Raw genomic sequence first — 22,563 nt, forward strand, 5'->3', positions numbered from 1 at the left:
TCGGCCGGCTTCGTGCGCGTCAGGCGTTCTGCAGAATCGCGTGCTCGAGGGGAGCGAACGACGCCTCCATGCCGTCTGCCATGCCGGTCGCGAGGATCATGTTGCGGGTTTCCTTGTCGGGGTACTCGATAAGCACCGTGATGAGGGTGGCACCGTCCTCTTCGTAGAGGTTGAGGTCATTGAGTGTCTCCGTCGGCATGCCCTGCATGCGCTCGGTCGTGACCACGCGGCGTGGCGCGTCGAACATGAGCACTTCGCCTTCGAAGCCGAATGGCTCACCCTCGGTGTCGCGATGACCTGCTCGAGCGCTTCGGCCGACGTGAAGTAGCTGGTGTTGACCATGCGGCTACCGTCAGCGGTGCTCTCAAACGTGAACGTCATGCGCATCGAGGGGAAGCCGTCGAGGGCATCGCCGTCTTCGTCAACAAACGTGTCCATGACTTCGAAGCTGTGCGGCTCGTTGATCGCGAGAAGCTCCCACGAACCCGTCGACGACTCGCCGCGCGGGCCGTGCATCGTGTAGATCGCGCGGCCGCCGACCGTGTGGTCCCACGCGGTGAACGTGGCGGACCATCCCGGAGGGCGCCAAAAGCGTTCGAGCTGCGACGGCGTGGTGAACGCGTTCCAGAGTCGCTCGACGGGTGCCGCGAAATCGGCGGTAACCGTCATCGTGAGATTTTCGGCATCGGTGTGGATATCGGTGACAGGCATTGTCATGCTTCTTTAGCTGGGGTGGCCTCTGCGGCCATCAGGTCATCAAGTCGGGCGATACGCGACCGCCACATGGCTTCGTAATGGGCGAGATGTGCCCGCGCGCGGGCGATCATCTCGGGATTGGCGCGGACAAGCCGCTCGCGTCCTTCGGCGCGTTTGACGATGAGGTTCGCGGCCTCCAGCACGGCGACGTGCTTTTGAACTGCCGCGAACGACATATCGTAATCAGCGGCGAGCGTCGAGACTGACTGCTCCTGCTCGATCGTTCGGCGCAGGATGTCGCGCCGCGTCGACGTCGCCAGTGCATGAAATACACGGTCGATCTCCGCATCGCCTAGTTCTATTTGTGCAACCATTTGGTTGTACGTTACGCCTGCGTAGGAGTCACGTAAAGGGTTTTGAAACATTCGTCGCGACGGTGGGGCCCGCCAGGGGAAGATGGCAGGTGGGGGATATCCCCCACACGGTGTGAGGACAACGCCACTGTGCTCTGATCGGCAGAAATTTAGCGTAGAAGCATGAAATCAACCGTCAAACCCATCGCTGGTGCTGTTGCCCATTTGTGGGCGCTGTTCTTCGTCGGCGTCGCGGCGACCGCTATCATGGCTGCGCTCACGGCCGCCGGCGCGGGACTCCTCGTTGTTCTCGGCATCGGGCTGATCCCGCTCGCCCTCGCACTGCTGTTTCTCGCCGGAATCGCGCGGATGGAAGAGGCGCGTGTCGCTGGCCTCTTTGGCTTCGACGTACCGCCTCACCCGTACGCACGCTCGCCGCGAACCGACTGGCTTCGCGTCCCGCACACCGTGTGGCTTCAGGCCAAAGACTCCCGCAACTGGATCGGTGCCCTGCACTTCACGATCATGTTCGTGCTTGCGTCCGTCGCTATCGGCCTTCTCGGCACGATCTTTTCCGCGCTCACCGTGCTCATTGGTTCCGCTCGCTTTCCGCAACGCGAGTTCTGGATTCTGATTTTTGGCCCGATGAGCGGTGCGGGCGCCACCATTGCCGCGGTCATCGCGATTCTGGTCGCCCTCGCCTTGCTTGCTGCGCTTGGCGTCGCGCACCGCGAGATCTCCCGGTCGATGCTGGTGCCGTCACGTGAAGCGCAACTTGTCGCTCAGGCGAATGTCGCGTCACATCGCCGGAACGAGGCCATCAACGCCGCCGAGATTGAACGCACGCGTATTGAGCGTGACCTTCACGACGGCGTTCAGCCACGACTTGTATCGGTCGGGATGACGCTCGGTATGGCCAAGAACAAGATGGCGACCGACCCCGAAGCCGCTGCGGCGTTAATTGAAGAAGCACACCTGTCGACGAAGGCCGCGATCACCGAGCTTCGTCAGCTCGCCCGCGGTATTCACCCCGCGGTGCTTGACGACCGCGGTCTCGATGCCGCGCTCTCGGCGCTCGCCGCTCGCTCGCACGTGCCCGTGCTGCTCGACGTGCAGGTCTCCGGACGCTGCTCCAAGCCCACCGAGGCGGCGCTCTACTTCGTCATCGCCGAGGCACTGACGAACGCCGCTAAGCACTCGCACGCGCGACAGGTGCGCGTGACGGTACGTGAGCGCGACGGCGGCCGCGTCTGGGCGCGCGTGGAAGACGACGGAACCGGTGGTGCGGTACGCACGCCGGGCGGCGGTATCGACGGCATCGCTGGGCGGATCGCCGCCGTGGGCGGAAGTTTCTCGCTGACGAGCCCCGTGGGCGGGCCGACGACCGTGGAAGTGAGCGTGCCATGCGCATCGTAATCGTCGAAGACGCCGTGCTGTTGCGTGAAGGTCTCGTGCGCCTGCTGGAAGACGCTGGGCACACCGTGGCGGCGGCTCTGCCTGACGCTGGCGCCCTCATGGCAACCCTGGTGACGGCAGATGCCGACCTACTGATCCTCGATGTGCGACTGCCTCCGAGCTTCACCGATGAGGGTATTCGTGCCGCCCTTGCCGTGCGCGCGGCCAACCCGCAGATGGCGATCCTCGTGCTCAGCCAGTATGTCGAAGAGCGCTACGCCACTGACCTCATCACGGCGAACTCGGCAGGACTCGGGTATCTGCTGAAAGATCGCGTCGCCGACGTGAACGACTTTCTCGAAAGCGCTACGGCCGTCGCTGACGGAGCCACGGTGCTCGACCCGGAAGTAGTGGCGCAGTTGCTGAGTCGTCGCCGCCGGGACTCTCGTCTCGAAAGCCTCACCGATCGCGAGCGTGATGTGCTCGCACTCATGGCGCAGGGCAAATCGAACAGCGCCATCGCAAGCGCACTCTTTATCTCCGAGGGCTCAGTCGAGAAGCACATCTCCGCCCTCTTCACCAAACTTGACCTCGAGACCAGCGCATCTGATAACCGCCGCGTTCTCGCTGTCCTGACGCACCTCGGTGCGGATTCTGGAGCATGATCATGACGAACAACAACGCAACCACAAGTATGTCGTCGACGACTGGCCCGCGCCGCGGGCGCGGGATTGCCATCGCCTTTACCGTGGTGGGGCTCGTGATCGCTGGCAGCGGCATCGCGGTCGCCGCGGCCAGCGCCGCGCGCATCGGTGACAAGCAAAGCGACGTGCTGACGGCCGACGCTGAAGGTGTGCAACGCATCGACGTCAACAACTCGGATTCTTCGTTCACCGTTGTCTTTGACGACGTCGATGAGGCAACACTCACCGTGCAGACCAACCGCGCCAAAGGCATCAGCTCGTGGAACCTGACAACGCAGGACGACACACTCGTCGTTCATAACGACAGCGGGTGGTTTAGCGGCGGGCCCTGGTTCGGATTCTTCGGCGAGGAAACCGTGACGCTGACGCTGCCAGAAGAGCTCAACGGAAAGCTCGAACTCGACCTGCAGAACAGTGCCGGCGCGGCCATCGTGACCGGAGACTTCGTCACCGCCGACATTGAGATCAGCGCTGGCGATGTGCAATTGAGCGGTGTGATTGACGATCTTGCGGTCACTGTCAGCGCGGGCTCAGCGCGACTCGCCGCCCGCGATGTCGAAACTCTCGACGTGGAGGTGAGTGCTGGTTCCGTCCGCGGCACCATCGCTGGCACCGCGCCGACCACGTCGACGTTCTCGGTATCTGCCGGCGACGTCAACCTGGCTATGCCGGACCAGGAGTACCGCGTATCGAGCGACGTGTCATTTGGTGATGCGGATATTGATCTCGACACCAACTCATCGGCTTCGCGCAGCATCACGGTGAACGTATCGGCTGGCGACCTGACGCTGCGCCGCGACTAACCAGCAACGACGAGGGGCCCCGGTAAAAACCGGGGCCCCTCGTCGTTAACGGAACTTAGATGCCGAGGTCGGCAGCGAAGTTTGCGTCTTCCAGGCGTGCCTTGATGGCGCCGAGGAAGCGAGCAGCGTCAGCACCGTCGACAATGCGGTGGTCGTACGACAGCGCGAGGTAGACGTAGGAACGAACGGCGAATGCTTCGTTGCCGTCAACCTTCACGACGCCGGGACGCTTCACAACGATTCCGGTGCCGAGGATTGCCGACTGCGGCAAGAACACGACAGGCGTGTCGAACAGTGCGCCACGCGAACCGGTGTTGGTCAGCGTGAACGTGCCGCCAGCGAGCTCGTCGGGCTTCAGCTTGTTGTTGCGCGTGCGGTCAGCCAGGTCAGCGATGTCGCGAGCGATCTGCGCGATGTTCTTCGAGGCAGCGTCACGCAGAACCGGCGTCAGCAGGCCACGCTCGGTGTCAACAGCAATCGACAGGTTCTCGGTCGCGGGGTAGACGATGTTGTCACCGTCAACCGTCGAGTTGACAACCGGGAACGCGCGGAGTGCCTCAGCAGCAGCCAGTGCGAAGAACGGCAGGAACGACAGCTTGTCGCCGGTCTTTGCGAGGAAATCAGCCTTCTTCTCGTCGCGGAAGTTCGCAACCTTGGTTACGTCAACCTCAACGACAGTCGTCAGCTGAGCGGTCTGCTGCATCGACTCAACAGCGCGCTGAGCAAGAACCTTGCGCAGACGCGACATCGGAACCGTGGTGCCGCGCAGCGGCGACGTCTCGAGCTTGACAGCGGGTGCTGCTGCCGGAGCCGCGGCTGCAGCCGGGTTCTGAGCGGCCTTGAGGACGTCTTCCTTGCGGATGCGTCCGCCAACGCCGGTACCCTCAACGGTCGTCAGGTCAACGCCCTGCTGAGCGGCGAGGCGACGCACGAGCGGCGTGACGTAGAGACGGTCGTCGCCCTCGGCTGGCAGAACCAGCTTCGGTGCGGCGGGAGCGGTCGGTGCCGGCGCGGCGGCAGGAGCCGGTGCAGCGGCGGGTGCCGGTGCAGCGGCGGGTGCCGGAGCGGGCGCCGGCGCGGAAGGTGCGGCAGGAGCCGGGGCCGGAGCCGGAGCAGCAGGTGCTTCAGCAGCGGGTGCAGGTGCGGCGGCGGGAGCAACAGGTGCTGTGCCCGAACCGATGCGGGCAAGGACCGAACCGACCGCAATCGTCTCGTCTTCGGCAACCAGGATCTCCTGGAGCTTGCCTGCAACGGGCGAAGGAATCTCGGTGTCGACCTTGTCGGTCGAGATCTCAAGCAGCGGCTCGTCGACGGCAACATCGTCACCGATCTGCTTCAGCCAACGCGTGACGGTACCCTCGGTGACGCTCTCGCCCAGTTCGGGGAGCTTCACGTCGGTCGCGTCGCCAGCCGCGGCCGGAGCCTCAGCGGCCGGTGCGGCTTCTGCAGCGGGTGCTTCTGCGGCGGGTGCCTCTGCGGCGGGTGCCTCTGCGGCGGGTGCTTCTGCGGCGGGTGCCTCTGCCGGAGCAGCCTCGGCTGCCGGTGCTTCGGCGGCAGGAGCGGCGTCAGCCGGGGCAGCGCCCGAGCCATCACCGATCTTCGCCAGAATGGCGCCGACCTCAACGACCTCGTCTTCCTGAACGAGGATCTCTTCAATCACGCCGGAAACAGGCGACGGAATTTCGGTGTCAACCTTGTCCGTCGAAATCTCGAGCAGGCCCTCGTCAGCCTGAACCGTATCGCCGACTTGCTTGAGCCAGCGGGTGACCGTTCCCTCGGTAACGCTCTCGCCGAGAGCGGGGAGGACCACGGATGTGCTCATGTCGATGTCTCCTTCATGATGCTGCTTGTGACGTATCTAGCTTAGTGACGTAACGGGTCTCGTCACGACAATGCGTGAAGCGGTTTTCCGGCGAGAGCCAAGAAGGCTTCACCCATTGCTTCGCTTTGTGTGGGGTGTGCGTGGATCAGCGGTGCGAGATCTTCGGGGAAAGCTTCCCATACGACGGCCAGCTGGCCCTCGGTGATCATCTCGCCAACACGGTCTCCGAGCATGTGAACGCCGATGACGGGGCCGTCAATTTCACGAATGACCTTGATGAAGCCACCGGTACCGATGATCTCGCTCTTTGCATTACCCGCGAGGTTGAATTCGTAGGCCTTGATCTTGTCTGCGCCGTACTTCTCCGCAGCCTGAGCCTCGTTGAGACCGACGGATGCGATTTCTGGGGAGCAGTACGTAATCTTCGGAACCTCGTTGTCTGGAACCGAAGCGACCGTCTGGCCGTCAATGCGCTCAGCAACGGCAATGCCGTGCTGGAATCCGCGGTGCGCAAGCTGAAGGCCGGGAACAATGTCGCCGACTGCCCAGACACCGGGAAGGTTGGTGCGCAGTTCATCATCAACGATGACGAAACCGCGGTCCATCGTGAGCCCGGCTTCTTCAAAGCCGAGACCTGCCGTTGCAGGGCCACGCCCGACAGCGACAAGAAGGTAGTCCCCTTCAAGAGTGGAACCATCTTCCATCGTGACGGTGACACCCTCGTCCGTTTGCGCGGCGGACTGGAACCGTACGCCGAGCTTGGACGTGATGCCACGACGACGGAACGCGCGCTCTAATCCCTTGCTGACAGCGGCGTCTTCATTCGGAACCAGACGGTCCAGGGCCTCGATGATCGTGACCTCGGCACCGAAAGCGTGCCAAACGCTCGCGAACTCAACGCCGATGACGCCGCCGCCGAGAATCAGAACCTTCTTCGGAATCTCCGGAAGAGTGAGCGCCTGTTCGCTTGCGATCACACGACCCGAGATCTCGAGCCCTGGAAGCGAGCGCGAGTACGATCCCGTCGCCAGAATGACGTTCTCGCCCTGGTACACGTCGTCACCGACAAGGACGGTGCGGTCTGCACCGAGTTTGCCCTCGCCGGAGACGATCGTGATACCGCGAGCCTTGACCAGACCTTCGAGACCCTTGAACTTCTTCGCCACGATGTTGTCGCGGTACTTGTGTACGCCCGCGATATCAACGGTGTCGAAGCTTGCCGTCACGCCATAGGTGGCAGCCGTCTTGACGGTGTGCGCCACTTCTGCCGAGTGCAAGAGTGCCTTAGTAGGGATGCATCCGCGGTGCAAGCAGGTTCCGCCGACCTTGTCTTTCTCAATGAGAGCGACCGTCTTGCCGAGTTCTGCAGCGCGGAGGGCGGCTGCGTAGCCGCCACTACCGGCACCAAGGACGACGATGTCGAAGGTGTGGGTGGTCATTCATTCCTCCTGGAAGTCGTCAGCGTGCCGGGTTAGGCGTTACGCGTGACGAAGTTGATGAGCGAACGTACGCTCGCTCCGGTGGCGCCCTTGTCGGTGTAGCCGTACGGGGAGCCCTTGTGCCACGACGATCCGGCGATGTCGAGGTGTGCCCACGGAATACGCGGTGCGTCTTCGGCGTCGTTCGTCTTACCAACAAAGCGACGCAAGAACAGGCCAGCAAACAGCGCGCCACCGGCCGAGTCGCCGATCTTCGCGTTCTGCATGTCAGCGATGGGGGAGTCAAGCTCCGACTCCATGTGCTCGGGTAGCGGCATGTGCCACGCGAGCTCATCCTCCATGGCGGAGGCCTCAAGAAGGTCGGCGACGATCTCTTCGTCACCGAAGACGCCGGTGTGGCGCATACCGAGAGCGACAATGATCGCGCCGGTCAGCGTTGCCACGTCGATGATGACATCCGGGCGCTCTTCGCTGGCGGCAGCGATGCCATCACCCAGCACCAGACGACCCTCAGCATCAGTGTTGAGAACCTCCACCGTGGTTCCGCCAAAGTGCGTCAGCACGTCACCCGGGCGAATCGCGCGACCCGACGGCATGTTGTCGGTGATGCACATCCAGGCGGTGACGCGGTTGCTGCCGCCCAGGCGAGCAGCTGCCTGCACAACAGACAGTACGGTCGCCGCGCCCGCCATGTCTTCCTTCATGCCAACCATGGCAGCGGCAGGCTTCAGCGAGAGACCGCCGGTGTCGAACGTGATGCCCTTACCGACGAGGGCGATGTGGCGTTCGGCGTTCACGGGGTTGTAGTCGAGGTGCACGAGGCGCGGTGCTCGGTCTGAGCCCTGGCCAACGCCGAGGATTCCACCGAAGCCCTTTTCTTCGAGCATCTTCTCGTCAAGAACGGTGACGGTGATGGGTAGGCCATCGACAGCGACCACAGCTGCGTCAGCGAGCTCCGAGGGGCCCATGTCTTGTGCCGGCATGTTGACGAGGTCCTTGACAAGGGCGACAGCGTCACCGATGACAGCGGCGCGGCCCGTGTTGGCCTCGGCGAACAGGACAACGCTCGTTGCGCGCTCGGCGGGAGTGCTCGTCTTGTACGAGTCGAAAGAGTACGAACCGAGGGCTGCACCTTCGGCAGCTTCCTGCGGGTAGTTTGCGGTGTCACCGGTCAGCACGATGCCGAGCTTCGCGAATCCCGTCGTCGCGCGGACAACCTGGCCGACGATCGAGCGCACAGCCTCGGCGTCAATATCGCTACCCGCGCCAGCGACGAGGATCGGCTTGTTGGTGACAGCCGGGAGAGAAACGCGCATGGTGGAACCAGCGGCACCCTTGAAGCCGGTTGCGACGAGGTTGTCCTCGAGGCCAGGCCACGCGCTGAGAGCCTCAGCTGCCGGGAAGGTTCCGACGACCACAACAAGAAGGTCGGCGTCGGAGGAGAGGGGAGATTCGGACGAGGCCACGAGATCAGCGACAGACATAGTTCCTATCCTAGGTTTGTCTGGCACGTCACGGCATTGTTTGGCGCGGGCGCGGCGCAATGATCAGCACGAAATAGGGTCTTGCGGCGGACTGTTCGCTGTCAGCGTCAGTTCGCCGCCGATGTCGGCGTGACTCGTAGCATGGGGGTGTGCCCCTGTCTGATGATGTTTACGAGCGCGTAACCCACGGCCCCGAAGTTCCGCGCGGTCTTCCGCTTGTCGTTTTGATGACCGGCTTTACCGATGCCGGCGCCGCCGTGTCCGGAACCGTCGACTATATGCGGACTCACGCCGATCTCCAGCCCATCGCGATCTTCGATAACGATGTCTTGCTGGACTACCGTGCCCGTCGGCCGATTGTCACTTTCGACGCCGATCACCTCACGAACTACGTGCCGCCGCGGCTCGAACTGTGCCTCGCACGCGACGCCCTCGGCCAGCAGTTCCTCCTCCTCGCCGGGTATGAGCCCGACTGCGCATGGGAGGCTTTCGCCGACGCGGTTCTCGACCTCGCCGATGACTACGCCGTCGACTCGATGACGTGGGTGCACTCCATTGGCATGCCCGTGCCGCACACCCGACCGCTTGCGGTGACCGTGAGTGGCAACCGACGCGACCTCATTGATCAGTACTCCGGGTGGAAGCCGCACACCCAGGTTCCGGCGACCGCTGGACACTTGCTTGAATACCGTTTCTCTGAAGAAGACCACCGTGTTGCTGGTTTCGTCCTCCTGGTTCCGCATTATCTCGCAGACACCGACAATCCCGGTGCCACGATCGCGACGATCGAGTGGATCGCCCGCGCGAACGAGTTGGCGTTCCTCTTTGACGATCTGACTCGCGATCTCGATGAGTACATCGGCAAGGTTTCGGAGCAAGTGGCGGCGAACGACGAGCTGCAGCGGTTGATTGGGCGTTTGGAGAAGCAGTACGACGCCTACCGCGCCGGAACCACGGCAACGGGGGAGTCCTCGCCACTGTTGGGTGGCGCACCCATGCCGTCGGCTGATGAGTTGGCGGCGGAGCTGGAGCGATACCTGGCAAATCGTCCGAAAGACGACGGTAAGGGAACCACTACGTAGGTTCTGAGGGATTTCCGCTTGCGTGGTGGCGCGGCGGGAATAAATGTAGCCCTGACGCGTTATTTTCTTTACGTGTTGTCCTATCGGAGTGAATCCGTGTGAGACAATGAAGATTCGACCCGTTGCCAGGGCTGTATCCGCGTTTGTTTCGCGACACAGGACTTGACAAGGGTCTTACTAGTGTCCGAAACCTCCGGATCATCCGGTGAAAGGTGAAACGTGACCCCTGCTAGCAAGAACGCGCAGGCCGCTCAGGAAGAGACTGAGAAGAAGGCCCCTGCGCGCAAGACGAAGGCGGCCACCGCAGCCTCGACCGCGGCGAAGCCCGCCGCGAAGAAGACGGCGGCTAAGACCGCTACCGCTTCTGCAACACCCAAGGCGAAGACGGCGAAGGCCGCGCCCAAGGGTCGTAAGAAGAAGGGCGAAGACGACGAGCCCGGCGAAGACGAAGAGCTTGATGGCGAAGAGGTCGAACTCGACGAGGCTGACGCAGCCAAAGAGGGCGACGCCGCAAAGTCCGGTAAGGACGACGACGAAGACGACGAAGAGGCGAGCGACACCCGCAAGCCCGCGATGACCGAACCGCTGCCGACCGGCGCGATCGTTCTCACGGCTTCGGATGAAGATGACGCCCCGGTTTTCGCCACGCAGATCACCGGCGCGACCGCCGACCCTGTTAAGGACTACCTGAAGCAGATCGGAAAGGTTCCGCTGCTGAACGCAGTGGAAGAGGTCGAGCTCGCACAGCGCATCGAGGCGGGTCTGTTCGCCGAAGAGAAGCTGTCGACGATGACCGCCGCTGAGAAGCAGGCCCAGCTGGGCCTCGACCTGCAGTGGGTTGCGCGTGACGGCCAGCGTGCCAAGAGTCACCTGCTTGGTGCCAACCTCCGCCTCGTGGTGTCGCTCGCAAAGCGCTACACCGGCCGCGGAATGCAGTTCCTTGACCTGATCCAGGAAGGAAACCTGGGTCTGATCCGTGCGGTCGAGAAGTTCGACTACACCAAGGGCTTCAAGTTCTCGACCTACGCCACCTGGTGGATCCGTCAGGCCATCACCCGCGCCATGGCTGACCAGGCCCGCACGATCCGTATCCCGGTTCACATGGTTGAGGTCATCAACAAGCTGGCTCGCGTTCAGCGCCAGATGCTGCAAGACCTCGGTCGCGAACCCACCCCCGAAGAACTGTCGCGCGAACTCGACATGACCCCCGAAAAGGTCATCGAGGTGCAGAAGTACGGCCGTGAGCCGATTTCGCTGCACACGCCGCTCGGTGAAGACGGTGACAGTGAGTTCGGTGACCTTATTGAAGACACCGAGGCAGTGGTTCCGGCCGACGCCGTGGGCTTCACGATGCTGCAGCGTCAGCTCGAGTCGTTGCTTGACTCGCTCTCGGAGCGCGAAGCAGGCGTTATTCGCATGCGCTTCGGTCTCGGCGACGGCCAGCCCAAGACCCTGGATCAGATCGGTGACACGTTTGGTGTGACGCGTGAACGCATCCGCCAGATCGAGTCGAAGACGATGGCGAAGCTTCGCCACCCGAGCCGTTCGCAGTCACTGCGGGACTACCTCGAATGAGCGGTGCAGCCAACGAGGGCAAGAATCTCGAAATCGTTGTCGACGGTGAGTCGTTCCAGCGCATCCCGATCAAGACCCGCGTGGTCATGCCCGGCGATAGCCTCGACGAATTCATCACAGAGTTCGCTGGCGGCAAGGCTGGTGAGGGCGACGTCCTCTTCGTTACGGAGAAGATCGTTGCCATCACGCAGGGTCGTTCGTACCTGGTGACTGACATTCAGGTGCGCCCGCTGGCGCGCTTCCTGTCGAAGTACGTCACCCGCACGCCGTACGGCATCGGACTCGGCATGCCCGAGACGATGGAGATGGCGCTGCGCGAGTGCGGCACGCCGAAGATCCTGTTCGCGGCTGCTGTCGCGGCGGTGACCAAGGCGTTCGGCCGCAAGGGTGACTTCTACCGCATCGCCGGCGACAAGGCTCGCGCGATCGACGGCCCGACGAGCGGAACCATTCCGCCGTACAACAAGGCTGTCGTGCTGGGCCCTGAGAAGCCGAAGGAAGTGGCGTACCACCTCAAGGAGCTCCTCGGCACGAAGGCTGGCGTCGCGGTTGTTGACATCAACGACCTCGGTGGCAACATCCTCGGCTCGACGCTCCCGAAGGACGGCGAGGCCCGCCTCGTCAAGATCCTCAAGGACAACCCGCTCGGCCAGGGCCACCAGTCAACGCCGCTCGGCATCATCCGCCGCGCTTAACTTCGGCCCCGCGCCACGTTTCGGTCCCCCTCACGTTCTCGTGAGGGGGACCTGTCGTTTACCCGGTCTGGTGTGGTGAGCCAACGGGCCGCAGAACCTAGGCAGTAGCGCGTGGCTCTGTGGCCCCCGTTTCTCTATCTCGCACCCCGTGGTTCCGCCGTCTTGCGTCCCGTGGTTCCGCACCCCGTGGTTCCGCTCTCTTGCGTCCCGTGGTTCCGCCCACCGTACCCACGAATCCTGTTGTGCACGATGAAATGAGTGAAGAGCCCCGACTCGCCGAGCAAACGGACGGAGGCGGCGCCCTGATCGTGCACAACAGGGGCGACGGGTGATGGGCGACGGGCCAGCGGTCAGGATTCCTCCCCAACGGCCCACTCGTGCCGCCCAATGCACACATTGCGGATGGATGACCGGAGGTGGGCGGCTGAGGTTCACAGTCTTGGTATGAACATACGCGGCGCAATACATGACTGTGGAGGTGCTGCGCGCACCTGGCAACTACGCCAACGGGGTGCGTCGAATGATGAGGTGGTGGCAGCAGCGATGGACGGAACCATCGTGCGGCTCCGCAAAGGCGTATACGCGAACGACGGTGGTAGCGAAGTGGCGATTGCCGCGGCCCACGGTGGGATGGTGTCGTGCGTGAGTTCTCTGCGGGCACATGGGGTCTGGTTGCTTGACGAGGTCGCGAACGTTCACGTTGATGTGGGAACGAACGGTCGCGTCCACCCTCACTTTCGGTGTGATTGTGTTGACCATCACGAACGGAGGCAGACTGTTTTCGGACTAGCATCGCCCACTGAGGCGCTGCAGGTCGCGTGGCGGTGTTTGAGCGTTGAGGCGTATTTTGTCGCCTTCGAATCGGCGTGGCGGGTCGGCCTGCTCTCGAAAAGTCAGCGTCACCGCGTCATTGCGGCGACACCAGAACGTATTGCGCGATGGCTTCGCCGAGCCCGAGGCGACGCTGATTCTGGGCTCGAATCGTTATTTCGGTTCCGACTGATGATGATGGGTCTCGAACTTGAGTCGCAAGTCTTGATCCCGACAGTTGGACGAGTCGACTTTCGATACGGTCGTGTGCTTTTCGAAATCGATGGCCGCTCGAACCACGAAGGGGCGACCGAACGGGCACGCGATCTCATTCGAGATGCAAACGCCGTCACACTCGGGTACCTGACGATTCGCCTCACCTACGCGATGATCGTCTTTCGCTGGCCAACCGTCGAAGCCACAGTCCTCGCCGCGATCGACGATATGGCCTTTATCCCCGCCAAATGACGTCGCCTACTCCGTTACTCCCGAGCTCTTCCACATCGCGTTGATCTGTTGTGCACGACGAGTCTGGGGAAGACGTGGCAAAACACGGCGTGTCTTCGTAAGACGCCGAAATGGTCGTGCAGAACAGAATTCTCCGTGCGGCAGGGGAGAGTGAGCCGGGGCGCCCGGCTACTTCTGCAGGCTGAATCCGACGGCGTCTTCGTAGCGCTTGATGAGGCCGGTGCGCACGCCCGAAACCGACGGCTTCATCTGGAACACCGACGAGTTGTGGTTAGCTTCGAGAATCGCGGGGCCGGCGGGGGTCAGGGCGACATCCCAACCAACGTACGGCGTGTGGGGGAGTCGGTGCGACAGCTTCTCGACGAGGGTCACCATGTCGCGGTACATCGGAACCTGGAACCCCTTGATCGAAACACCGGTCGCGGGGTGCACATTGTAGGCGTTCGAGTGCTTGTCTACCGCGCCGTACATCGCGACACCATCGTCGTCGAGCATCGTGAACATGCCGCCGCCAGCGAAGTTATCGATCACACCACCGTTGCCCACACGAAGCACACCGGCAATCACGTGAAAAGACCCCTGCTTGTCGAGGTACGTGATCAACCGCACCGTATTGACCGAGCCGGGGTACAACCGAGCCATCTCATCGTGCTGCACCAAAAACTGCTCAACCAGTGTCTGGTTCCGCTCAATCAATAGCGCCTGAAACGCCGCGGCATCCGCGGCGTCGGCAGCTTCGTACCGGCCGAGACCAGCGCCACCAAACCCGTCAGCAGGCTTCGCCATAACCGCACCGTGCTTCACGACAAACGCCTGTAGTTCTTCAGCCGACACCGACTTCGCATCGATCCACTCGCGACCCATGACGTCAGCGAAGTCCGCGTTGAACTGCAGCTTGTTCTCCATGACCTCACGCGATTCGGCACCGTTGAGCGTCTTCGTGAGGCGGTACGACTTCGGGTGCGTCATCCACGTGCGACGCTCCTTGGCCTTCAGTAGGCGAATGTCCCACACCGCGTAGTCGCGAAAACCCATTTCGTATCGCACCGAGCACCACAGCATGTCGGCGATGATCACCGGCAGCGGAGCCTTGCTCACACGCTTGGTTTGCTTCGCGAATTCGACGATGTTGGAACCCGAAACATTGCGGGCACGGTCGAAGAGGTACTTCATGCGAAGCGCGAGTTGAGCCATTGCTCGATTCTATCGGGCGCACCCTGCACAACCCCGGAGCGCGACGCCGATGCACGCGCAGAAGGAGGCGGATCACGGAACCAGAGAGCACGCCATTCGGGCGCGGCTCAGTTTCTGAGAGGGTGCGGCGCGTAGAATGGGCACTTCAAGTGTTCGGCGCCTGTGGGCGTGACGAAAGGCAACGATTCCTGATGCAGATTGATCTGAAGGCGCGTGTTCGGTACTTCACGAACCGTCTCCGCAACTTCAACCCCGGACGCATCTGGGAGCTCGCGCAGAAGATCGGCAAGGAGCACAAGCGTGCGACCTTCCCGATCTTTATCGACATGCTCTACTCGGCGGGTTTCAAAGACACCGCGTTCATCGACTACTACGAGGCTGACTTTGCGTCGCTCACGCGAGCTGAGCGCAAGACGTTCATGACGTCGCTGCTGCAGCACCACATTGCGGTCAAGGTCAACGACCAGAAGATTGCTGAAGAGAACTTCATCTCGAAGCTCAACTTCAACCGTCGCTTTGAGAAGTACCTGGGCCGCGAGTGGCTCGACCTGCATAACGCCGATGCCGCGGCTCTCGAAGAGTTCGCGCAGCGCCACCGGGTGTTCATCGCGAAGGTGCCGATCAGTCGCGAAGGCCACGGCGTGTTCCGCTACGAGGCGAAAGACGTCACCGACTGGACTGCGTTCTACAACGAGCTCGTCTCGAAAGACCAGATGCTGATCGAAGAGAAGATCACGCAGCACCCGTACCTCGCCGAATACTGCGCAGGTACGGTCAACACGACCCGTATCACGAGCTACTTCGACGGCACCAACGTGCACATCCTGGTGCGCGTGCAGAAGTTCGGTCGTGGCTCTGTCTCTGACCAGTTCTCGTGGGGTGGCTTCTTCACGATGCTCGACGAAAACGGCAAGGCCGTCGGCCGCGGACACAACGGCAAGAACGACACCTTCTACGAAAACCACCCCGACTCGGGCAAGTCGATCATCGACTTCCAGGTGCCGCTGTGGGACGAAGTTGTGGCTCTCATCACCGAGGTCGCTCAGATCATTCCCGAGGTTCCGTACATCGGGTGGGACGTCGCCGTCGGCCCCAACGGTCCGATCCTCATCGAGGGCAACTGGATCCCCGGCCTCTACGAGTCCCGCGTGCTCGCCACCAGTATCCGCCGCGGCACGCGACCCGCGCACGAAGCGGTGATGACCTTCTAAGTCGCAATGGCTTACTCTGTCACCTCCCGCACCCTGCCGATCGCGCAGATCTCTCGTTCGGCGATTCGCCAGAACCTCGAGCCGCTTGATCGCGCAGCGCTCGTGAGCGTCGAACACGATGCTCTCGGCCTCGGCGCAGAATTGGTCACCGACATCGCGCACGAGCTCGGCTTTCTCGGCGTGCACGTCGGCCTCGACGAGATCGAGGTGTTCGACGGCAAGCCGCGGCCCCGCGGCGACGCCGCCCACGCTGCAGAGCACGTCGCCGGACTGGTCGACGGAACCACGCCTGCGGTTCGGTACGTGGGGCAAGTTCTCGGGGTGAAAGCGCTCAAGACGGGGGAGGGTGTCTCCTACGGACACACGTTCGTTGCCCCGGCAGACACCCGCATTGCGCTCGTGACCGGCGGATATGCCCAGGGCCTCGTGCGGTCTCTGGGTAACCAACTCACCGTACTTATCGCGGGCGAACGCAGGCCGATCGTTGGCCGCGTCGCGATGGACGTCTGCGTTGTCGACCTCGGAGATGCCACTGTCAACGACGGTGCCGAGGTGGTCTTTCTGGGGGATCCCGCACGGATCGAACCAAGCATCGCTGAGTGGGCCGAAATCACCGGCATGTCGCCGGCCGAGCTCGTGGCCCCACTCGGGCTTCGCGCCCGTCGAGAGGTGACCGCATGAGCCAGTATCGCGAACAACTCGCCCCAGCCGAGCTCGTCGTCGATCTCGATGCATTCGCGGCCAACCTCGCGACGATCCGCGAACGCGTCGCTCCCGCCGACCACATGCTCGTCGTCAAAGACGACGCCTACGCGCACGGCCTGGCGCCGATTGTCACCCGCGCGTGGCAAGAGGGTGTGCGTTGGATTGGCGCCCTCGACGTCGCCACGGGGGTTCGCGTTCGCGAACTCCTCGGAGCCGACGCAAGAATCTTCGCCTGGATGCTCCAGGGTGCGGCAGACATTGCTGACGCGGTTGCCGCCGATCTCGACTGTGGCATCGGAACCGAAGCGCTTCTCGAAGACGTCGCTGCAGGTTCCGTCGGCACTCCGGTCACCGTGCACCTCAAGATCGATACCGGGCTGCACCGCAACGGCGTACGACCCGAGCGGTGGCGCGCATTTGTCGAGCGTGCGCACGCGCTTGAGGCTGCCGGAGCCATTCATGTGCGCGGTATTTGGTCGCACATCGCAGAAACCTCGGATGCCTCCGACGACGAAGCACGCGCGATCTTTGACTGGGCAGTGGGCGAAGCTCGTGCCGTGGGGCTCACCCCGACACGCATGCACTTGGCGGCTAGCGCAGCGTCATTTGCGCGCCCCGATTACCGCTACGACATGGTGCGCATCGGTGCCTTTGCGTACGGCATTCGCTCAACCGACGGCCCATCCGACGCCGAGCTCGGCATCACACCGATCGCAACGCTCGAAGCGACCGTGCGCCACGTCAGTGACGACGCCGTCGTGATCGACGCTGGCTGGAATGGTCTGATGACGCTCGCCGAGACCAACACCGCCGTGCAAACGCCAGCAGGGTCGCGCCAGATCATGAGCATCAAGGCTGACGTTGTGACGTGCGAGCCGTGGCCCGCGCAACCGGGTGACCGTGTTGCCCTTTTCGGTGGTTCCGCTCTCGAGTCCGCGACGGATATTGCGGAACGTATCGGAACCATCGGTGAAGAAATCGTGCTGCGCGTGAGCCCCGAGATTCCGCGGAAGTATTTGCCGTAAACGCAGAAAAGGCACCGAATGATCGGTGCCTTTTCTTGTGTGTACGCGAAGGTCAGTCGACCTCGGCGAGACGTGCCGTCTCGTCGTGCCAGCTCGTGGCTACCGCGCGAAGCTTCTCTTCGTACTTACGGCCGTGGTGTGCGCAGAACAAGAGCTCACTGCCGTTAACCTCGGCGGCGATGTATGCCTGCGCTCCGCAAGAGTCGCAACGATCCATTGCCGTCAGGCGGTAGGACACGGTCTCCGTCGGCGTTGTCGCTGTCGTCATCGGGTGCCTCCTCGTGTCGTTCCCTGGTGTTTGGGATGTATTTATCAAACCACGCAACCGTGAGCGATGGCCGGTTCCGCGGCGTGTTTCGCTCACCGCGTACGCCCGCAATCCCAGCCCGCGCCTGTACGCCCGCCTTAGTGCGCGTCGATAACCTCGAGTGTCGGTAGGGGCGATTAGGCTTGATTCTCGTGACCTCCGAGTATTCCGCCCACCATCTTCAGGTGCTCGAAGGCCTGGAGGCCGTTCGTAAGCGTCCCGGTATGTATATCGGTTCGAACGGCTCGCCCGGTCTCATGCACTGCCTGTGGGAGATCATTGACAACGCCGTTGACGAAGCGGTCGGTGGCAATGGTTCCAGCATTGACGTCGTGCTTCGTGACGATGGTTCCGTTGAGGTGCGTGACCGCGGTCGTGGTATCCCCGTCGACGTCGAGCCCCGCACCGGTCTTACCGGTGTCGAAGTCGTCTTTACGAAGTTGCACGCGGGTGGCAAGTTTGGCGGCGGCTCGTACGCTGCCTCGGGTGGTCTGCACGGTGTCGGTGCCTCGGTCGTTAACGCGCTAAGTGAGCGCCTCGATGTCGAAGTCGACCGCGGCGGCAAAACCTACGCGATGTCTTTCCACCGCGGAGAACCCGGAACCTTCGCAGACGATGGTGAGGCACGTCCTGACGCGCCGTTCACGCCGTTCAACGAGGGCAGTGAACTTCGTGTGATCGGTAAGGCTCCGAAGGGCACCACCGGCACGCGCGTGCGCTATTGGGCCGACAAGCAGATCTTCACAAAAGACGCCGAGTTTCAGCTCGAAGACCTCCGCACCCGTGCTCGCCAAACCGCATTCCTGGTTCCGGGCCTCGGCATCACCGTTACCGACGAGCGTGGCGACGAACCCACTGTAACCACGTTCAAGTACGACGGCGGTTTGAGCGAGTTTGTCGAATACCTCGCCACCGATGCACCTGTCACCGACACGTGGCGCGTGCAGGGTGAGGGCACGTTCAAAGAAACTGTTCCGGTGCTGCAGGCCAATGGTTCCATGGTCGCTACCGAGGTCGAGCGTGTCTGCCACGTCGACATCGCGATGCGCTGGGGTACGGGCTACGACACCACGACGCGGTCGTTCGTCAACATCATCGCGACGCCCAAGGGTGGTACGCATCAGCAGGGCTTCGAGCAAGAGCTACTGAAGCAAATGCGTAGCGAGGTCGACAAGAACTCGCGCCGCCTCAAAGTCGGCAACGACAAGGTCGAAAAAGACGACGTGCTCGCAGGCCTCACCGCCGTGCTCAACGTCACCCTGCCCGAGCCGCAGTTCGAGGGTCAGACGAAGGAAGTGCTCGGCACGCCCGCAGTGAAGTCGATTGTTGCGCAGGTACTGCGCAAAGACCTGCAGGGTCGCTTCACGTCAACCAAGCGTGACGATAAGACCCAGGTAGCGCAGTTGCTCGACAAGGTTGTTGCCGAGATGAAGGCGCGTGTTTCGGCGCGTGCGCACAAAGAGACGCAACGCCGCAAGAATGCGCTCGAGTCTTCGTCGCTGCCGAACAAGCTTGTCGACTGCCGCTCCAACGACTTCGAGCAGTCTGAGCTGTTCATCGTTGAGGGTGACTCCGCGCTCGGTACCGCCAAGTTCGCGCGCAACAGCGAGTTCCAGGCACTGTTGCCGATTCGCGGCAAGATTCTCAACGTGCAAAAGGCTTCGGTGAGCGACATGCTCTCCAATCTCGAGTGCGCAGCCATCATCCAAACCGTGGGTGCTGGTTCCGGTCGTAGCTTCGACCTCAGCCAGGCACGTTACGGCAAGGTGATCCTGATGAGTGACGCCGATGTTGACGGCGCGCACATTCGCACGCTCTTGCTCACGCTCTTCTACCGCTACATGCGTCCGCTCGTTGAGGCCGGTCGTGTGTATGCCGCGGTGCCGCCGCTGCACCGCGTCATCGTCGTGAACCCGGGCTCCAAGCCCAACGAGACGATCTACACCTACAGCGAGGCCGAGCTACACAAGCTGCTCGCGAAGCTCACGAAGTCTGGCAAGCGCTGGCAAGAGCCGATTCAGCGTTATAAGGGTCTCGGTGAGATGGACGCCGAGCAGCTCGCATCGACCACGATGGACCGCTCCGGGCGCCTCCTGCGCCGCGTGCGCCTCGAAGACGCTGAGGAGGCGGGCCGCGTCTTTGAGCTGCTCATGGGCAACGATGTGCCGCCACGCCGCGAGTTCATTATTGAGTCGTCAGACCGCCTATCGCGCGAAGCCATCGACGCGTAAGCGCGACAAACACGAAACCCGCCGCCTTCATGTGAAGCGGCGGGTTTCGTCGTTGTGGGTGTTACGCGATAGCGGAACCAATGAAGCCGATGACAGCGTCGAGTGCGGTTCCGGAGCCGTCACGTCGCGAGCCGCCCTCGGGCAGGACGCGGGCGGAACCATCGGTGCCGATCGCGCGGGGGTTTTCGCCAACCCAGGCGACGGTGAGGCGCGATTCGCCCTTCAGGAACGCGTGGGCACGTACGCCGCCGGTAGCGCGACCCTTGCTCGGGAACTCGGAGAAGTCCGAGACCTTCGCACGGCCCGCATCAATGCCGTCGATGAATGCGTCGGCACCGGAAACCGTCGCGACGACGGCCTCCGAACCGATCGGAACCACGTTGAAGGCGATTACAGTGGCGCCCGAGCCCAGCTTGACGCCCGCCATACCGCCGGCCGGTGCGCCCTGCGGACGAACCATGGCCGACGAGTAGTGCAACAGTTGGGCGTCAGAGGTGACGAAGACAACGTCGGAAGCGTCGGGTGCGAGCGCGGCACCGACAACCTCATCGCCGGGCTTCATACCAATGATCTCGACCTCCGGGCGAACCGGGATCGTTGACGGCACGATGCGCTTGACGACACCCTCACGGGTACCAAGGGCCAGCGGTGTTTCGTCATCGAAGCTGATGAGCGCGAGCACGCGCTCCTTCTTGTCTGTGATGCCGAGGTATTCGCGAAGCGGCACACCGGCGGCAAGCTGTACGGACGCCGGTGGAATCGACGGCAGATCAACGGGGGAGAAGCGAATGACGCGCCCCTTGTTGGTGACAGCACCCACTTCGGCGCGCGTGGTCGTCTCGAGCGTTGCGAGAACCGCATCGTGCTTACTGCGTCGTGCGGGTGTGGCGATCGTCTGACCCTCAGCAAGCTCAAGGCGCACCGCGCGGCCGGTCGCAGACAACACGATCTGGGTCGGTGCGTCAGCGATCTGGAGGTCGGCGGCAGCCGCGGCCTTGGCCGACTTCGGTGTGGCCGGCTTTGCGTTCATGAGCAACGTGCGTCGCGGCGTGCCGAACGTGTCGGCGGCAGCGTCGAGTTCGGTAGCAACCTGCTTGCGGACAAGCACAGGGTTACCGAGAAGTTCTTCGAGAGCAGCGATCTCGGCGAGCAACTTGTCGCGCTCGGACTCCAACTCAATGCGCGAGAACTTCGTCAGTCGACGCAGACGCAACTCGAGGATGTATTCGGCCTGCAGTTCCGACAGCTCAAACACCTGCTGGAGGCGGTTGCGCGCGGTCTCAGAGTCGTCAGACGAGCGGATGACCTGGATGACCTCGTCGATGTCGAGGATCGCCACCAAAAGGCCTTCAACGAGGTGCAGACGTTCCTTGCGGCGTGCGACGCGGTAGGTCGAGCGGCGTGTAACAACCTCGATGCGGTGCTTGACGTAAACCGCCAGAAGCTCCTTCAGACCGAGCGTGCGGGGCTGGCCGTCAACGAGCGCGACGTTGTTGATGGAGAACGAGTCTTCCAGCGGTGTGAGGCGGTACAACTGCTCAAGCACGGCGTTGGCATCGAAGCCGGTCTTGATGCCGATAACGAGGCGCATGCCGTTTTTGCGGTCGGTGAGATCGGTGACGTCGGAGATGCCCTGAAGCTTCTTCGAATTAACCGCGTCCTTGATCTTGTCGATAATGCGCTCGGGGCCCACCTGGTATGGCAGTTCGGTGACGACAATGCCGGTGCGGCGCGGGCCGAGCGGCTCAATAGAAACCTTGCTGCGCACCTTGAAGGCACCGCGGCCGCTTTCGTAGGCGTCCTTCACACCGTCGAGACCCATCACGATGCCGCCCGACGGGAAGTCAGGGCCGGGGATGAACTCCATGAGTTCTTCGGTCGTGGCGTCGGGGTTCTCGAGCAGGTGCAGGGCGCCGGCCACCACCTCAATGAGGTTGTGGGGTGCCATGTTGGTAGCCATACCGACCGCGATACCGCTGGCACCGTTGACGAGGAGGTTCGGGTACGCGGCGGGAAGTACGGCCGGCTGCATGAACTGGCCGTCGTAGTTGGGTACGAAATCGACGACGTCTTCGTCGAGGTTTTCGGTGAGGGCAAGCGCAGGGGGTGCGAGGCGAGCTTCGGTATACCGCGAAGCCGCGGGGCCATCATCAAGCGAGCCGAAGTTGCCGTGCCCGTCGACAAGCGCAACGCGCATCGCGAAGGGCTGGGCGAGACGCACGAGGGCGTCGTAGATTGCCGAGTCACCGTGTGGGTGGAGCTTACCCATCACTTCGCCGACGACACGGGCGCTCTTGACGTGGCCCTTCTCCGGGCGCAGTCCCATGTCAGCCATTTGGTACAGGATGCGTCGCTGAACCGGCTTCAGGCCGTCGCGCGCGTCAGGGAGCGCGCGCGAGTAGATCACGGAATACGCGTACTCCAGGAATGACCCTTGCATTTCGGCAGAGACGTCGATCTCTTCAATGCGTTCTTCGATCGGCTCATTCGTCGGTGTGTTGCGAGGCATACGGTGCGGGCTCCCGGAAAGCGGGTGGGGGAGCGTGAGCTCCTACGTCGGTCGG

Annotated in this window: 18 protein-coding genes and 1 pseudogene; 11 read left to right on the forward strand and 8 right to left on the reverse strand. The window is 62.7% G+C overall.

Annotated elements, in window-relative coordinates; genetic code table 11:
• Positions 1-19: 19 nt before the first annotated feature.
• Positions 20-711: pseudogene (locus ACQUSY_RS00530) on the reverse strand (SRPBCC family protein).
• A gap of 2 nt (positions 712-713) precedes the next feature.
• Positions 714-1,070 (reverse strand): ArsR/SmtB family transcription factor, encoded by a 357-nt coding sequence (locus ACQUSY_RS00535; RefSeq protein WP_428902575.1) that lies wholly within the window; start codon positions 1,068-1,070, stop codon positions 714-716.
• 162 nt (positions 1,071-1,232) lie between these two features.
• Between ACQUSY_RS00535 and ACQUSY_RS00540 the strand changes: the two genes are divergently transcribed.
• The 3 genes from ACQUSY_RS00540 to ACQUSY_RS00550 are packed head-to-tail and all read left to right on the forward strand — an operon-like array spanning position 1,233 to position 3,951.
• Positions 1,233-2,465 carry a sensor histidine kinase gene (locus ACQUSY_RS00540; protein WP_428902576.1) on the forward strand — a complete coding sequence of 411 codons (1,233 nt, stop codon included), beginning with the start codon at positions 1,233-1,235 and terminating at the stop codon, positions 2,463-2,465.
• Positions 2,453-3,109: a LuxR C-terminal-related transcriptional regulator gene (locus ACQUSY_RS00545; RefSeq protein WP_428902577.1), complete on the forward strand. Its 657-nt coding sequence runs from the start codon at positions 2,453-2,455 to the stop codon at positions 3,107-3,109. Before ACQUSY_RS00540 ends, ACQUSY_RS00545 begins: the two co-directional genes overlap by 13 nt.
• Positions 3,110-3,111: 2 nt before the next feature.
• Positions 3,112-3,951 carry a DUF4097 family beta strand repeat-containing protein gene (locus tag ACQUSY_RS00550; protein WP_428902578.1) on the forward strand — a complete coding sequence of 280 codons (840 nt, stop codon included), beginning with the start codon at positions 3,112-3,114 and terminating at the stop codon, positions 3,949-3,951.
• Positions 3,952-4,006: 55 nt separating this feature from the next.
• Here the strand turns inward: ACQUSY_RS00550 and sucB are convergent, their stop codons facing one another.
• The 3 genes from sucB to ACQUSY_RS00565 form a co-directional block, all read right to left on the reverse strand.
• Complete coding sequence (sucB, locus tag ACQUSY_RS00555; protein ID WP_428902579.1) at positions 4,007-5,773, reverse strand: 2-oxoglutarate dehydrogenase, E2 component, dihydrolipoamide succinyltransferase; 1,767 nt, start codon at positions 5,771-5,773, stop codon at positions 4,007-4,009.
• Positions 5,774-5,835: 62 nt separating this feature from the next.
• Positions 5,836-7,212 (reverse strand): dihydrolipoyl dehydrogenase, encoded by a 1,377-nt coding sequence (lpdA, locus tag ACQUSY_RS00560; RefSeq protein ID WP_428902580.1) that lies wholly within the window; start codon positions 7,210-7,212, stop codon positions 5,836-5,838.
• Between the two features lie 32 nt (positions 7,213-7,244).
• Positions 7,245-8,696, reverse strand: a complete 1,452-nt coding sequence (locus ACQUSY_RS00565; protein ID WP_428902581.1) for a leucyl aminopeptidase — start codon at positions 8,694-8,696, stop codon at positions 7,245-7,247.
• Between the two features lie 149 nt (positions 8,697-8,845).
• Here ACQUSY_RS00565 and ACQUSY_RS00570 point away from each other — a divergent pair, with 149 nt between their 5' ends.
• From ACQUSY_RS00570 to ACQUSY_RS00585, 4 genes are all read left to right on the forward strand, one after another.
• On the forward strand, positions 8,846-9,778 hold the full coding sequence (locus ACQUSY_RS00570; RefSeq protein WP_428902582.1) for a proteasome assembly chaperone family protein: 933 nt from the start codon (positions 8,846-8,848) through the stop codon (positions 9,776-9,778).
• A gap of 219 nt (positions 9,779-9,997) precedes the next feature.
• The gene (locus ACQUSY_RS00575) at positions 9,998-11,353 is read left to right on the forward strand and encodes an RNA polymerase sigma factor (RefSeq protein WP_428902583.1); all 1,356 of its coding nucleotides are present in this window, start codon (positions 9,998-10,000) and stop codon (positions 11,351-11,353) included.
• The gene (locus ACQUSY_RS00580; protein WP_428902584.1) at positions 11,350-12,048 is read left to right on the forward strand and encodes a coenzyme F420-0:L-glutamate ligase; all 699 of its coding nucleotides are present in this window, start codon (positions 11,350-11,352) and stop codon (positions 12,046-12,048) included. The genes ACQUSY_RS00575 and ACQUSY_RS00580 overlap by 4 nt, the downstream gene beginning before the upstream one ends.
• Positions 12,049-13,125: 1,077 nt before the next feature.
• Positions 13,126-13,326, forward strand: coding sequence for a hypothetical protein (locus ACQUSY_RS00585; protein ID WP_428902585.1), 201 nt, complete (start codon positions 13,126-13,128; stop codon positions 13,324-13,326).
• A gap of 168 nt (positions 13,327-13,494) precedes the next feature.
• Here the strand turns inward: ACQUSY_RS00585 and ACQUSY_RS00590 are convergent, their stop codons facing one another.
• The gene (locus ACQUSY_RS00590; protein ID WP_428902586.1) at positions 13,495-14,520 is read right to left on the reverse strand and encodes a sugar-transfer associated ATP-grasp domain-containing protein; all 1,026 of its coding nucleotides are present in this window, start codon (positions 14,518-14,520) and stop codon (positions 13,495-13,497) included.
• A 191-nt stretch (positions 14,521-14,711) separates the two neighbouring features.
• Here ACQUSY_RS00590 and ACQUSY_RS00595 point away from each other — a divergent pair, with 191 nt between their 5' ends.
• From ACQUSY_RS00595 to ACQUSY_RS00605, 3 genes are read left to right on the forward strand one after another with little or no spacing between them, the layout of a single operon-like run.
• Positions 14,712-15,731 carry a sugar-transfer associated ATP-grasp domain-containing protein gene (locus ACQUSY_RS00595; RefSeq protein ID WP_428902587.1) on the forward strand — a complete coding sequence of 340 codons (1,020 nt, stop codon included), beginning with the start codon at positions 14,712-14,714 and terminating at the stop codon, positions 15,729-15,731.
• Between the two features lie 6 nt (positions 15,732-15,737).
• Complete coding sequence (locus ACQUSY_RS00600) at positions 15,738-16,412, forward strand: alanine racemase C-terminal domain-containing protein (RefSeq protein ID WP_428902588.1); 675 nt, start codon at positions 15,738-15,740, stop codon at positions 16,410-16,412.
• Positions 16,409-17,461 carry an alanine racemase gene (locus ACQUSY_RS00605; RefSeq protein WP_428902589.1) on the forward strand — a complete coding sequence of 351 codons (1,053 nt, stop codon included), beginning with the start codon at positions 16,409-16,411 and terminating at the stop codon, positions 17,459-17,461. The genes ACQUSY_RS00600 and ACQUSY_RS00605 overlap by 4 nt, the downstream gene beginning before the upstream one ends.
• A 52-nt stretch (positions 17,462-17,513) precedes the next feature.
• Here the strand turns inward: ACQUSY_RS00605 and ACQUSY_RS00610 are convergent, their stop codons facing one another.
• Positions 17,514-17,729 (reverse strand): DUF7455 domain-containing protein, encoded by a 216-nt coding sequence (locus ACQUSY_RS00610; RefSeq protein ID WP_428902590.1) that lies wholly within the window; start codon positions 17,727-17,729, stop codon positions 17,514-17,516.
• Between the two features lie 191 nt (positions 17,730-17,920).
• Between ACQUSY_RS00610 and ACQUSY_RS00615 the strand changes: the two genes are divergently transcribed.
• Positions 17,921-19,999, forward strand: coding sequence for a DNA gyrase/topoisomerase IV subunit B (locus ACQUSY_RS00615; protein ID WP_428902591.1), 2,079 nt, complete (start codon positions 17,921-17,923; stop codon positions 19,997-19,999).
• A gap of 61 nt (positions 20,000-20,060) precedes the next feature.
• Here ACQUSY_RS00615 and ACQUSY_RS00620 read toward each other — a convergent pair whose 3' ends face one another.
• Positions 20,061-22,508: a DNA gyrase/topoisomerase IV subunit A gene (locus ACQUSY_RS00620; RefSeq protein ID WP_428902592.1), complete on the reverse strand. Its 2,448-nt coding sequence runs from the start codon at positions 22,506-22,508 to the stop codon at positions 20,061-20,063.
• Positions 22,509-22,563: the final 55 nt, after the last annotated feature.

The sequence above is a fragment of the Microbacterium daqui genome (assembly GCF_050408675.1).
Lineage (GTDB): Bacteria > Actinomycetota > Actinomycetes > Actinomycetales > Microbacteriaceae > Microbacterium.

Coding starts and splice junctions, on each gene's coding strand:
- sucB (WP_428902579.1), bottom strand. CDS start 5,773: ATGAGCACATCCGTGGTCCTCCCCGCTCTCGGCGAGAGCGTTACCGAG.
- ACQUSY_RS00590 (WP_428902586.1), bottom strand. CDS start 14,520: ATGGCTCAACTCGCGCTTCGCATGAAGTACCTCTTCGACCGTGCCCGC.
- ACQUSY_RS00610 (WP_428902590.1), bottom strand. CDS start 17,729: ATGACGACAGCGACAACGCCGACGGAGACCGTGTCCTACCGCCTGACG.
- ACQUSY_RS00565 (WP_428902581.1), bottom strand. CDS start 8,696: ATGTCTGTCGCTGATCTCGTGGCCTCGTCCGAATCTCCCCTCTCCTCC.
- ACQUSY_RS00600 (WP_428902588.1), top strand. CDS start 15,738: ATGGCTTACTCTGTCACCTCCCGCACCCTGCCGATCGCGCAGATCTCT.
- ACQUSY_RS00550 (WP_428902578.1), top strand. CDS start 3,112: ATGACGAACAACAACGCAACCACAAGTATGTCGTCGACGACTGGCCCG.
- ACQUSY_RS00605 (WP_428902589.1), top strand. CDS start 16,409: ATGAGCCAGTATCGCGAACAACTCGCCCCAGCCGAGCTCGTCGTCGAT.
- ACQUSY_RS00620 (WP_428902592.1), bottom strand. CDS start 22,508: ATGCCTCGCAACACACCGACGAATGAGCCGATCGAAGAACGCATTGAA.
- ACQUSY_RS00580 (WP_428902584.1), top strand. CDS start 11,350: ATGAGCGGTGCAGCCAACGAGGGCAAGAATCTCGAAATCGTTGTCGAC.
- ACQUSY_RS00535 (WP_428902575.1), bottom strand. CDS start 1,070: ATGGTTGCACAAATAGAACTAGGCGATGCGGAGATCGACCGTGTATTT.
- ACQUSY_RS00595 (WP_428902587.1), top strand. CDS start 14,712: ATGCAGATTGATCTGAAGGCGCGTGTTCGGTACTTCACGAACCGTCTC.
- ACQUSY_RS00545 (WP_428902577.1), top strand. CDS start 2,453: ATGCGCATCGTAATCGTCGAAGACGCCGTGCTGTTGCGTGAAGGTCTC.
- lpdA (WP_428902580.1), bottom strand. CDS start 7,212: ATGACCACCCACACCTTCGACATCGTCGTCCTTGGTGCCGGTAGTGGC.
- ACQUSY_RS00540 (WP_428902576.1), top strand. CDS start 1,233: ATGAAATCAACCGTCAAACCCATCGCTGGTGCTGTTGCCCATTTGTGG.